Source organism: Nonomuraea sediminis (assembly GCF_018531495.1).
Taxonomy (GTDB): Bacteria; Actinomycetota; Actinomycetes; order Streptosporangiales; family Streptosporangiaceae; genus Nonomuraea; species Nonomuraea sediminis.
In genome coordinates this window covers 1-11,787 of sequence record NZ_JAHDTI010000015.1, presented here as the reverse complement: position 1 = coordinate 11,787, position 11,787 = coordinate 1, and the positions used below count along the sequence as shown (strand labels likewise).

8 protein-coding genes are annotated in these 11,787 nt (G+C 71.4%); 2 read left to right on the top strand and 6 right to left on the bottom strand.

Translation table 11 applies throughout. The features are described from left to right. Positions 1 to 18: 18 nt before the first annotated feature. From KIK09_RS45675 to KIK09_RS45665, 3 genes are all read right to left on the bottom strand, one after another. Positions 19 to 1,686 (bottom strand): serine/threonine-protein kinase, encoded by a 1,668-nt coding sequence (locus tag KIK09_RS45675; protein WP_214325814.1) that lies wholly within the window; start codon positions 1,684 to 1,686, stop codon positions 19 to 21. 34 nt (positions 1,687 to 1,720) lie between these two features. Continuing rightward, positions 1,721 to 2,812 (bottom strand): serine/threonine-protein kinase, encoded by a 1,092-nt coding sequence (locus tag KIK09_RS45670; RefSeq protein ID WP_214325813.1) that lies wholly within the window; start codon positions 2,810 to 2,812, stop codon positions 1,721 to 1,723. Between the two features lie 70 nt (positions 2,813 to 2,882). Further along, the gene (locus KIK09_RS45665; RefSeq protein WP_214325812.1) at positions 2,883 to 3,491 is read right to left on the bottom strand and encodes a superoxide dismutase; all 609 of its coding nucleotides are present in this window, start codon (positions 3,489 to 3,491) and stop codon (positions 2,883 to 2,885) included. Positions 3,492 to 4,222: 731 nt separating this feature from the next. Between KIK09_RS45665 and KIK09_RS58575 the strand changes: the two genes are divergently transcribed. Continuing rightward, complete coding sequence (locus KIK09_RS58575) at positions 4,223 to 4,411, top strand: DUF5999 family protein (protein WP_250574854.1); 189 nt, start codon at positions 4,223 to 4,225, stop codon at positions 4,409 to 4,411. A gap of 388 nt (positions 4,412 to 4,799) precedes the next feature. Here KIK09_RS58575 and KIK09_RS45660 read toward each other — a convergent pair whose 3' ends face one another. Together KIK09_RS45660 and KIK09_RS45655 are read right to left on the bottom strand one after the other, a co-directional pair. Continuing rightward, positions 4,800 to 6,443 carry a fumarate hydratase gene (locus KIK09_RS45660; RefSeq protein WP_214325811.1) on the bottom strand — a complete coding sequence of 548 codons (1,644 nt, stop codon included), beginning with the start codon at positions 6,441 to 6,443 and terminating at the stop codon, positions 4,800 to 4,802. A gap of 706 nt (positions 6,444 to 7,149) precedes the next feature. After that, on the bottom strand, positions 7,150 to 7,785 hold the full coding sequence (locus KIK09_RS45655; RefSeq protein ID WP_214325810.1) for a TetR/AcrR family transcriptional regulator: 636 nt from the start codon (positions 7,783 to 7,785) through the stop codon (positions 7,150 to 7,152). 129 nt (positions 7,786 to 7,914) lie between these two features. Here KIK09_RS45655 and KIK09_RS45650 point away from each other — a divergent pair, with 129 nt between their 5' ends. Continuing rightward, entirely contained in the window at positions 7,915 to 8,748 is an 834-nt protein-coding gene (locus KIK09_RS45650; protein WP_214325809.1) for an enoyl-CoA hydratase/isomerase family protein, read from the top strand. Between the two features lie 248 nt (positions 8,749 to 8,996). On the opposite strand, the gene KIK09_RS45645 is transcribed toward KIK09_RS45650, so the two are convergent. Then, positions 8,997 to 11,787: ATP-binding protein (locus KIK09_RS45645; RefSeq protein ID WP_214325808.1), on the bottom strand; the 2,791-nt coding region annotated here is incomplete at its 5' end.

Genomic DNA, 11,787 nt, shown 5'->3' with positions numbered 1-11,787 from the left:
CTTTCGGCTTTTCGGTGCTCAGCCCGAGAGGGCGGCGACGATCAGGATGGCGATCACGACCGCGGCGGCGGCCGCCACCGCCATCAGGATCAGCATCCCCGTGCGGTTGCCCGCGGGACTCTGCTCCGGGGTGCCCGCGATGGCGAACAGGTCCGTGCCCAGGCCCTTCTGCTCACGCACGTCCTGCGGCGGCTGCTGCATCGGCATGGGCGGCGGCTGCAGCGGCGGTGGTGGGGGCGGGGTCTGACCGGCCGGGATCGGATACACCTGCTGCCCGGGCGGCCCGCTCTGCGGCGCCCTGCCCTCGCGCCCCTGCGGGAGCGGCTTCTTCGGCCGCGCCACGCTGATCGTCCGCTCGGGGTCATAGCCCTGCGGGGCAGCTGGTACGGCGGCGCCGGACGACCCCGGCACGGCGGCCGCGCCCGGCCGGGTGGGAGACCCTTGCGCGAAGCCCTGGGCGTTCGCCGCCGACGGCCCTGCACCGGGTCCGAAGTCGTTCGCCGCGGCACCGGGGGCCGTGGCGTGAGGTGCGCCGGGCGCCGGGGCCTGGGGCGCGGCACCGGGCGGCGGGCTCTGAGCGTCCGCGGGCGCCCCAGTCCGCGTTGCGGCTCTGGGTGCGGTCTGAGCGCTCGTGCGCGGAGTGTCCGGGCGAGCGGGAGAGCCTTGCGACAAGCTCGCGGCCTGCGAGCCGGGCACCGAGCCGGGTCCACCGGCGGGCGCCTGCTGGGAGCCCGAAGCCTGCTGGGAGCCCGAAGCCTGCTGGGATCCCGGGGCCTGCTGGGGGCGCGGGGCCTGCGACGCGGCAGGCTTGGGTGCCGGTGCGGCGGACGGCTCGTCGCCGGTGATGGCGGGCATCTCGTTGGTGGGCGTGTCGGCGATCATTCGCAGCATCGTCTCCGCTTTGGCCGCGCTCAGCCGTTTCTTGTAGTCCTTGTTGAGCAGACCGGTCAGCACCGGCCGCAGTTGCCCGGCCTGCGTGGGCGGATCGGCGTTCTCGCTGAGCAGCGCCGCCAGCGTCTCGGAGATCGTGGCCCGCTCGTAGGCGGGACGCCCCTCGACCGCGAAGTAGAGCGTCGCCCCGAGCGACCAGATGTCGGACTCGGGACCCGTGTACTCGCCCCTGGCGCGTTCCGGAGCCGTGTAGCCGGGCGACCCGATCACCATGCCGGTCTTGGTGAGCCTGGAGTCGCCCTCCGCCTTGGCGATGCCGAAGTCGGTCAGCACGACCCGGCCGGTCTCGGTGATGAGCACGTTGCCCGGCTTGACGTCGCGGTGGGTGATGCCCTGGGCGTGCGCGGCACGCAGCGCGCCGAGCAGGTCGACGCCGATCTCGGCCACCAGCCGGGGCGGCAGCGGCCCCTCCTCGTCGATCACCTGCTCCAGCGAGCGGGCCTCGACCAGCTCCATGATGATCCACGGGCTGTTCTTGTAGACGAGCACGTCGTGGATGGAGGCCACCGACGGGTGGTTGATGCGGGCGGCGATGCGGCCCTCGCGCACCATGCGTTCGCGGAGCTCACCCCGTTGCTCCTCGGTGAGGCCGGGATCCTGTCGGATCTCCTTGACCGCCACCTCGCGTCCGAGGGCGCGATCCCTGGCGCGCCACACGGTGCCCATGGTCCCCCGACCCAGGGGCGCTATCAGCTCGTAGCGCTCCGCGAGCAGGCGTGTCTGCTGTTCCGGCATGAGAAGAAGATATCTATTTCGCTTAGGAAGTGCTTTACCCTCGCTTGCGAAGTTCTCTTGGCCAGAACCGCCGAGGAAGACACAACTTTATCACCGTCGCCTTGAAGCGGGCATAAGCGGACGGAGCCGGTCGAGGCTCGACGCGCTTTCTGTGCGACCCCTGTCTCGGCTCCGGTACGGCGAGCGCCGCGGCGGTGGCCTCGGCCCTGTGGAGCCCGCGATGCGCGGGCCTGCGCGCGAAAGCCGGCGCGGTGATCACGGAGACGGGACGGCCGCTCTTGCGCGGGGTCAGCGGCTCCTCGGCCGAACCCCCCGCGGCCACGCGGGTGAGCATGAGCGAGGCGCGCACCGAGTCGAGCCTGGTCGCCGGGTCGATGCGGAGCAGGGCGTCCAGGACCGGGGCGAGCGGGCCCGCCTTCGTCATCGGGATCGGCTCGCCGCTGGTCAGGGCCGCCAGCGCGGCGGCAGCCGTACGCCTGCCGCTCAGGCCCCTGCCCTCGACGGCGGTGTAGAGGGTCGCGCCGAGCGACCACAGGTCGCCGGCCGGACTGGCCTTGGAGCCGAGCACCCGCTCGGGGGCGATGTAGCCGGCCGAGCCCAGCACGATGCCGGCCTGGGTGATCGAGACGTCACCCTCCAATGCGGCCAGGCCGAAATCGGTGAGCACCGCGCGGTCCTCGGTGACGAGCACGTTGCTGGGCTTCACGTCGCGGTGCAGGATGCCCTTGGCGTGCACGGCGCGCAGCGCGCCCAGGATCTGCCTGCCGATCTCCGCGGCCCTGCGTGGGTGGAGCGGTCCGTGCTCCTGGATGAGCTGCTCCAGCGACTTGGCCTGGAGCAGCTCCATCACGATCCAGGGCCGGTCGTCCTCGGTGACGACGTCGAAGACGGTGATGACCGAGGGGTGCGCGACCATGGCGGTCGCCCTGCCCTCGCGCTCGGTGCGGGCGCACAGCTCGGCCCGGAGTTCCTCGTCCAGAACGGTCGGGAGCCGGACCTCCTTGACCGCTACGTCACGGTTGAGTAGCTCATCGTGTGCCCGCCAAACGGTGCCCATTCCGCCGCGGCCGACCGGCTCCAGCAGCCGGTAGCGCGCGGCTAGCAGGTAACCGGAGGGCGCACGCATGCCTGGCAGCTTACCTATTTGTGTAAACCGACCTGTAGAGGCCGGGCCGATAAAATGTTGCGAACTTAAGTCAACCGGTCTGACTCGTCACGTCAGCGAACCTGCGCGCCACATCCGCCCAGTTCACCAGGCTCCACAGCCTGTCCACATAGTCGGGGCGCACGTTGCGGTATTGCAGGTAGTAGGCGTGCTCCCAGGCGTCGAAGACGAGCAGCGGCGTGGTGTTCATGCCCACGTTGCCGTGGTGGTCGTAGACCTGTTCGACGACGAGCCTGCGGCCGAGCGGCTCCCAGGCCAGAACGCCCCAGCCGGAACCCTGCACGCCGGTCGTGGCGGCGGTCAGCTGCTTCTGGAAGGCCTCGAACGTGCCGAAGTGCTCCAGGACGGCGTCCCCGAGCGCGCCGTCGGGGCGGTCGCCGCCGTCGGGGGAGAGGTTCTCCCAGAAGATCGAGTGCAGCACGTGGCCCGAGAGGTTGAACGCGAACGTCTTCTCCAGGCCCACCAGGTTGCCGAACTCGCCCTTGTCGCGCGCCTCGGCCAGGCGCTCGAGCGTGTCGTTGGCGCCCTTGACGTAGGCGGCGTGGTGCTTGGCGTGGTGCAGCTCCAGGATCTCGCCGGTGATGGCGGGCTCGAGGGCCGCGTAGTCGTAGGGCATGTCGGGAAGCGTGTAGTCCCCCATGGATCCTCCTTCGTGATCTCCAGGGGACGACACTATTGCAAGTAACTCGCAACTGCATCAGACTTGCGACATAGGTCCAATCCTTGGAGCGAGGTCCAAGCGCGGGCGGGCTTCAGCACCCGCCCGCGCGCTTCCTGCTTGCTTCTGGGTACGGCGGGCCCGCTCGGGCTCCGGGGACTCTCGGCCGAAAAGGCCTTTTCGATCTACCGCCCCCGTGCAATACGGCGTTGTGCGTTCTTCGAGCGCCTCTACGGCGACCCCACGGCCACGCTCACTCTGGTCGTGGCGGCGAGTTACCACCCCACCCATGCGTGTCGCCGAGAGCAGGACATGAGGATGTTTCGGCGAGTGGCGGGTGGGGGCGGCTTGCCGTACCGGAGTGGGAAAATTGCAGGTCAGCGACCATGAGCGGTGGGCATGACGCCCAGGCGCGGGTGGTGTGACTGGGCACCTTGCCGTGGGTGGAGAGTCGGCGGCAAGAGACCCTTAACGGAATTGCAAGCGGTCGCGCGCATGCTCGTCATCGAGACGTCAGAAATTCTGTCGGTGCAAATCATCAGAATGAAGGCATGCGCCACTGAAGCTACTAAGGGACGTGATGAGGATGCGTAAGATCCGTATTCGTCGCCGGCCTGGCAAGCCGACCAGAGCTTCGCTGGACCTTCGCACGCCGTCGGGGCGAATGCTGCCCTTTTGACCAGGAAACAGGAGCGCCATCTGAGAGGTGCATGATGTGCAGTCACAACCCACCTTGCCCCAGTGCCGACTCACCCGACCGTGAGGCGTCGCACGTGATTTCCGCCCATCCCGACCAGGGGTGGAGCCTGTTGTGCAACGGCGTCGTGATCTTCGAGGACACCGGGTTGCTACTGCCCGACGGCTCCATCGTGGCCCCCCACCGGGCCCCCGTAGCAGCCTGACCCACCCACGCCCACCCGCCCCCGCACAGCCCGGCGACCCCGACCCCCGGCCTCGCCGCCCTCCCATCGGCACTACAACCTGGGCAACAGACTCACTCAACCGCGCCTCTCACCACACGCGCCCCGCGACCCAAGCGCGCGCCTCCTGACGACTCGCGCCACCCTCCCATGGCCCTGCGACACCCGCAGCGCGGCCGAAGCGCCTACCCTCCCGGCAACCAGCGCCAGCGGACAGTGGCCCCCTGCGCCGTGGCGCTCATCGGAGGGCCGTGTCGCTCCCCGGTGTTCTGGACGGGCCTGGCGCGGGCGATACGCGACGGTCGTGGTGAGTGGGCACGGGTCGTGTGGGGCTCGTGCCCGGGATGTCGCGTGGGTGTTCTGGCGGAGGTCAGGGGCGGCGGCCGATGGTCAGGGCGGGGCCGGTCTTGTCCTGGAAGAAGTCGTCGCCCTTGTCGTCGACCACGATGAAGGCGGGGAAGTCCTCGACCTCGATCTTCCAGACCGCCTCCATGCCCAGCTCCGGATACTCCAGGACCTCGACCTTCTTGATGCAGTCCTGAGCGAGCCGAGCCGCCGGCCCACCGATGGACCCCAGGTAGAAGCCGCCGAACTGCCGGCACGCCTCGGTGACCTGCTTGGACCGGTTCCCCTTGGCCAGCATGACCATCGAGCCGCCCGCCTCCTGGAAGCGGCCCACGTAGGAGTCCATCCGCCCGGCCGTGGTGGGTCCGAAGGAGCCGGAGGCGTAGCCCTCGGGGGTCTTGGCGGGCCCGGCGTAGTAGACGGCGTGGTCCTTCAGGTACTGCGGCATCTCGCCGCCGTTGTCGAGCAGCTCGGCGATCTTCGCGTGGGCGATGTCGCGGGCCACGACCAACGGGCCCGTGAGGGAAAGTCGCGTCTTAACGGGGTACTTCGTCAACTCTGCCAAGATTTCTGGCATCGGGCGGTTGAGGTTGATTTTCACGACATCGTCGGAGAGGTGCTCGTCCGTGGTCTCCGGCAGGAACCGGGCCGGGTCCGTCTCCAGCTTCTCCAGGAAGACACCCTCCGGCGTGATCTTGGCGAGCGCCTGCCGGTCCGCCGAGCAGGACACCGCGATCGCCACCGGGCAGGACGCGCCGTGGCGCGGCAGCCGGATCACACGCACGTCGTGGCAGAAGTACTTCCCGCCGAACTGTGCCCCGATGCCCAGCTTCTGCGTCAGCTCGAAGACCTTGGCCTCCATCTCCAGGTCACGGAAGCCGTGCGCAGAAGCGGAGCCCTCGGTGGGCAGCGAGTCCAGGTAGCGGGCGCTGGCGTACTTGGCCGTCTTGAGCGCGTACTCCGCCGACGTCCCACCCACGACCACGGCCAGGTGGTACGGCGGGCAGGCCGCGGTGCCCAGCGAGCGGATCTTCTCCTCCAGGAAGGCGAGCATGCGCTTCTCGTTCAGCACCGCCTTCGTCTCCTGGTAGAGGAACGACTTGTTCGCCGACCCGCCGCCCTTGGCCATGAACAGGAGCTTGTAGGCGTCGTCCCCCTCGGCGTACAGCTCGATCTGTGCGGGCAGGTTGCTGCCGGTGTTCTTCTCCTCCCACATGGTCAGCGGCGCCATCTGGGAGTAGCGCAGGTTCAGCCTGGTGTAGGCGTCGTAGACGCCGCGCGAGATGTGCTCGGCGTCGCGGCCGTCGGTCAGCACGTGCCGGCCGCGCTTGCCCATGACGATCGCCGTGCCCGTGTCCTGGCACATCGGCAGCACGCCGCCGGCGGAGATGGAGGCGTTCTTGAGCAGGTCGAGCGCGACGAACCGGTCGTTGCCGCTGGACTCGGGGTCGTCGACGATCTTCCGCAGCTGCGCCAGGTGCGACGAGCGCAGGAAGTGCGAGATGTCGTGGATCGCCGTCTCGGTCAGCAGCCGCAACACCTCCGGCTCGACCTCCAGGAACCTGCGTCCCGCGGCCTCGACCGTCCGCACCCCCTCCGTCGTGATCAGCCGATACTCGGTGTCATCGGCGCCCAGCGGAAGAAGATCGGTGTAGTCGAACTCGGGCATGCTCGTCCTTTCAGTCCCCTAGAGATTAGCCCTCCTTCCCGACCTGTACGGCAAGCCCTCCACCCGCAGCACGGCCTGCCACCCACCCCCTGCGCCTACGCCGCGACAACCGCCACCCCTCCGGTTCCCCTGAAGTGTCCGCCTCCCCGAGTACGGCAAGCCGCCCACGCCCTTGGCCCCCCGCGCACGGCGCGCTACCTACATCCCCTGGCCCCCGCGCCACGGCGGGCCACCCACGTCCCTGGCCCCCCGCGCACGGCGAGCCGCCCGCGCCCTTGGCCCTCCGCGCACGGCGCGCTACCGACATCCCCTGGCCCCCGAGTATGGCGAGCCGCCCACGCCCTTGGCCCGCCGCGCCACGGCGCGCTCCCCACGTCCCTGGCCCTCTGCGTTACCTACATCCCTGGCCCCCCGAGTACGGCGAGCCGCCCACGCCCTTGGCCCGCCGCGCTACCCACGTTCCTGGCCCGCCGCGCCACGGCGCGCTACCCACGTTCCTGGCCACCCGCGCACGGCGCGCCGCCCGCATCCCTGGCCCTTGAGTACGGCGGGCTGCCCGCGTCCCTGCGGCGTCCGATCTCCGAGTGTGTGGCAGGACTCCGGCTCTCGGCTCCCTCGTCTTCCGAATCCCGAGTGGGGCAGGGGCGCTCAGCCAGGTTGCCGTGCCTCTGCGCCCGCCGGGGCCCGGAGTTGCCGTGACCGGGTTTCAGTTGGCCTGCCGTACTTCCAGGCCGTCCAGGAGGAGGTTGAGGTAGCGGTCCGGGGGCTGGGCGGCCTGCTTGGCGGCCCAGGCCATGGCGTTGACGGTGGTGAGGAGCTCCTCGGGCGTCAGGTCCGCGCGGATCTCGCCCGTCTGCTGGGCCGCCGAGAGGAGCCCGGCGGCCGCGCTCCTGAGTCGCTCGCAGGAGGCGTGCAGGTCGGAGCCGGGATCGTGGAGCGCGGCCATCACGGAGGCGGGCAGCCCGTCGTAGCGCGACGAGCCCACGGCCAGCTCGCGAACCCACGTGGCCAGCGCGCCTCCGGGCTCCCTGGTGTGCGCCAGCTCGACGGCCTGGGCGTGCAGCCTGTCGAACCCGTCCGCGAGCAGCGCCTCCAGCAGCGCTTCCCGGGTCGGGAAGTGGCGGTACAGCGTGCCGATCCCGACCCCGGCCCGCCGCGCGACCTCCCGCAGCGAAGCCTCGGTGCCCTGCTCGGCGAAGGCGGCCCGAGCGGCGGCCAGCACCTGCTCGTGATTGCGCCGCGCGTCGGTCCGCCTGGATGCCCGAGTGGCGGTCGGCCCTTGGTCGTCAGCGCGTTGCGCGTCGGTGCTTCCGGATTGCCGCGAGGCGCTCTCGTGGTCCATGGGCTCCATCCCTCCTGAGGCGTGTGGCGGGCTTGTCGAGCATGCCAGAACCTCGTTCCTTGCCAATCGGAGCGCTGCTCCGTATTATCGGAGCACTGCTCCGTTTCAACGGAATGCGAGGAGACCACCATGCCCAAGGAACTCGACGACTGGCACGGCCGCATGGGCGGCTACGTCAAGCGCCCCGACTTCGCCGAGTACTCCGAGAAGTACGCCGACTACTTCGTCATGCGGCGCCGCGACGGCATCATCGAGCTCCGCATGCACACCGACGGCGGCCCGGCCGCCTTCGACTTCGCCGTGCACAACGCGTGGGCCCAGGCCTGGCAGGAGATCGGCAACGACCCAGACAACGAGGTCCTGATCCTGACCGGCACCGGCGACGAGTGGCTGCGTGTCTCCGACGCCTCACCGGAGGCGACCCGCCGGTTCATGGCCGAGCCGCGCCCCAAGGACTTCGCCTACGAGCACACCTACTACGACGCCGTCAAACTCCTGGAGAACTTCGTCTTCGCCATCGACATCCCCACGATCGCGGCGATCAACGGCCCCAGCGTGGCGCACACGGAGTTCGCGCTGCTGTGCGACATCACGCTGGCCTCGGAGACGGCGACCATCATCGACCCGCACGTGATCACCGGCGTGGCCCCCGGCGACGGCCAGCAGCTCACGCTCCAGGAACTCCTCGGTGCCAAACGCGCCGCCTACCACCTGTACACAGGCCGGCCCATCGGAGCCCGCCAGGCCCTCGAGCTCGGCCTCGTCAACGAGGTCCTTCCCGCCGACGGCCTCGTCCCCAGAGCCTGGGAACTCGCCGAGGAGATCATGCGTGCCCCCCGCGCCGCCCGCCGCCTCACCCACGCGATCATCCAGCGCCCCTGGAAGCGCCGCCTCGTCCAGGACCTCGGCTTCGGCGTCGCCCACGAAATGTTCGCCATCTCCGCAGACCGCCTGATCAGCTGACCCACTTCCTCAAGCATGTGTGGCGCATCTGCCCGTGTGTACGCGCATGCACGGCCCCGGCGCAGGTCCGCGTTGGCCAGCCGAGCGCGCTGCTCGTGTGTACGCGCATGCGCGGCCCCGGCGCAGGTCCGCGTCGGCCAGTCGCACGCGCTGCCCGTGTGTACGCGAACGCACGCTCTGGTGCAGTCGGGGGAGTACGGCGAGGCTCGCGAGGTCGTCTTGGGTGCGCTTCGATACGGTCGGCCGGATCACTCGGGAGCTGGGTGAGCCTGCGTGAGCAGGGACGGGTCGACTGCGGTCACGGCCGTCTTTCCGTCCAGTTCCCAGCCCTTCCCGTACGCCGTGGCGAACGCTTCCTCGCCCAGAGCGGCCCGCCCTCGGCGGGTGAGCTCGCGGACCTGCCGATCGGTGCGGTCGTGAGCGCCGCGCAGCCGGGAGGCGGCGCCGAGCAGGACGGCCGACTCGTGATGCCGCCCGTGCGCCTCGGCGAGCGCGGCCGCGTTCACCGCCACCAGCGACAGGATCGGCAGGTCCCGGGCCCGCAGCGCCGCCGCGTACGCCTTCGCGAGCGCCTTCTCCGCGCCGGCCAGGTCACCCGTCTCCAGGCAGAGCGAGGCCCGTACGCTGCCGACCAGCGTCCGCGCGTGGTCGCCGGGGAACGTGGTCTCGCCGTGCAGACCACGTTCGGCGTGGTCGAGCAGTTCCCGCGCCCGGTCCAGGTCGCCGAGCCGTACGCGGAAGACGGCCTCCCACGCGTCGACCAGGAACACCATCTCCGGCGAGTGCGCGCGCGACGCCCGCTCCCGGGCCGAGCCGATCACCGCGATCGCCAGGTCGGTGTCGCCGCGCCGCAGGTGCAGGTCGATCCAGCGCAGGTCGCTGAACACCTCGTCGCCGAGGCTGAGCGAGCCGAACTCGCCGGCCAGCGACCGGGCCTGGCGCATGTCGGCCAGCGCGCCGTCGAGGTCGTCGTCGTACTGCCGCAGCTGGGCGCGCATCGGCAGCGTGACGGCCTGGCCCCAGCGGTCGCCGACCTGCCGGAAGCAGGCCAGGGCCGCCTCCACGTCGATGCGCACCTTGTCGAGGTCGCCCGCGTTCTCGGCGATCTGGGCCCGGAACATGCGGGCCAGCCCGGACAGCCACACGTCGTCGCCGCCGGCCAGATGCTCGAGGATCGCGAGCGCGGCCTTCTCCTGCAGGAGGAGCGCCAGTGCGAGCGCGGTGAGCGCGCCGTACAGACCGGGTAGCTCCGGATGGGCGGGCAGCCTGCCGGCCAGCTCCTCGGCGGTCGTCCCTGGCCGGATGTCGCCCCGGTTGATCAGGTAGATCGCGTGGGCGCAGTCGCGCTCGGGCGTCGGCTCGCCGCCGGGCACCGCCAGTGCCTCGCCCAGCCAGTAGGCCGCGTCGCCGTGCCGGCCGAACATGTGCCAGTACCAGTTCAGGTTCAGGGCGAGAGCGATCGCGCCGGGGGCGTCGCCGGTGTCGCACCGCCGACGCAGGGCCGCGAGCGCGTTGTCGTACTCGGCGCTGATGACCTGGATGGCCGCCAGCTGGCCGGGCCCGCGCAGCTGCGGGTCGTGGCGGGCCATCAGCTCGGCGAAGTAGCCGGCTGCCAGGTCCCGGACTGTGCCGAGGCCGCCCGTCTCGGCCAGGCGGCCGGTGCCGTACTCGCGCAGCGTCTCCAGCATGCGGTAGCGGCCCGGATCGGGCGCGAGCTGCAGCAGCGACCGGTCGACCAGGCCCGCGAGCAGCTCGGGGATCTCGGCAGCCGGTACGGCGGTGCCGGCGCAGACCGCGGCGGCCGAGGCGGACGTGACGCCGCCGGGCAGGATCGAGACGCGTTCGGCGACCGTACGCTCGTGCTCGCTCAGCAGCTCCCAGCTCCAGGCGATGACCGCGCGCAGCGTGCGGTGCCGGGGCAGCGCGGTGCGGCTGCCGGTGGACAGCAGCCGGAACCGGTCGGACAGCCCGTCGGCGAGCTCGGGCAGCGACAGCGTCCGCAGCCGGGCCGCGGCCAGCTCCAGCGCCAGCGGCATCCCGTCCAGGCCGCGGACCACCCGCCGGACCTCGGGCAGCGTCGTCTCGTCCACGTCGAAGCCCGGGCGCACGGCCGCGGCCCGCTCGGTGAACAGGCGTACCGACGCCGCCCGCCGGGCCTGCTCGACGCCGTCGTCAGGCCCGGGCAGCGCGAGCGGGCCGAGCGGCACCAGCGCCTCGCCGTCGACCGCGAGGGGTTCGCGGCTGGTGGCGAGCACGCGCAGCCCCGAGCATCGGGACAGCAGCGCCGCGACCAGGTGGGCCACGGCGTCGATCAGATGCTCGCAGTTGTCGACCAGCAGCAGGCTCTCCCGACTGCCGAGATGGTCGGCGAGTACGTCCAGGTCGGAGCCCTCGACCCGCATCCGGGCCTCGAACATCGCGCCTCCGCGCAGCCCGATCCCGGCGAGTACGGCAGCGCCCACCTTGGCCGGCTCGGTGACCGAGGCGAGGTCGATCATCCAGGCGCCGTCGCGGTACTCGTGGCGGTGGCGCCGGGCGGCCTCGACGGCGAGCCGAGTCTTGCCGGCGCCGCCAGGACCGACCACGGTGACCAGGCGCCCGGCGGCGAGCAGCGTGTCGATCCGGGCGAGGTCGTCGTCACGCCCGATGAAGCTGGTCAGCGGCGCGGGCAGGTTACCCGGCCTGATCTGCGCGGCATCGGCGGGTCGCTCGGCGCGCAGCAGGCTCAGGTGGCGCTCGCGCAGGGCGGCGCCCGGGTCGGTGCCGAGGGCGTCGGCCAGGGTTTCGCGGACCCGCTCGTACAGGGCCAGGGCCTCGGCCTGGCGCCCCTGGGCGGCGAGCGCGTCCATGAGCAGCGCGGCCGCCCGCTCATGGACGGGGTGCTCGGCGAGCAGGGCGCTCAGGCGGGCGGCGGCCGCGTCGGCACGGCCCAGGGACAGCTCGGCGTCGGCGAGGTCGGCCACGGCCTCGACCGAGGCGTGGGCCAGCCGGATCGCGGCGGCGGGCGCCACCGCGGCGACGACCGCGGGCTCGGCGCCG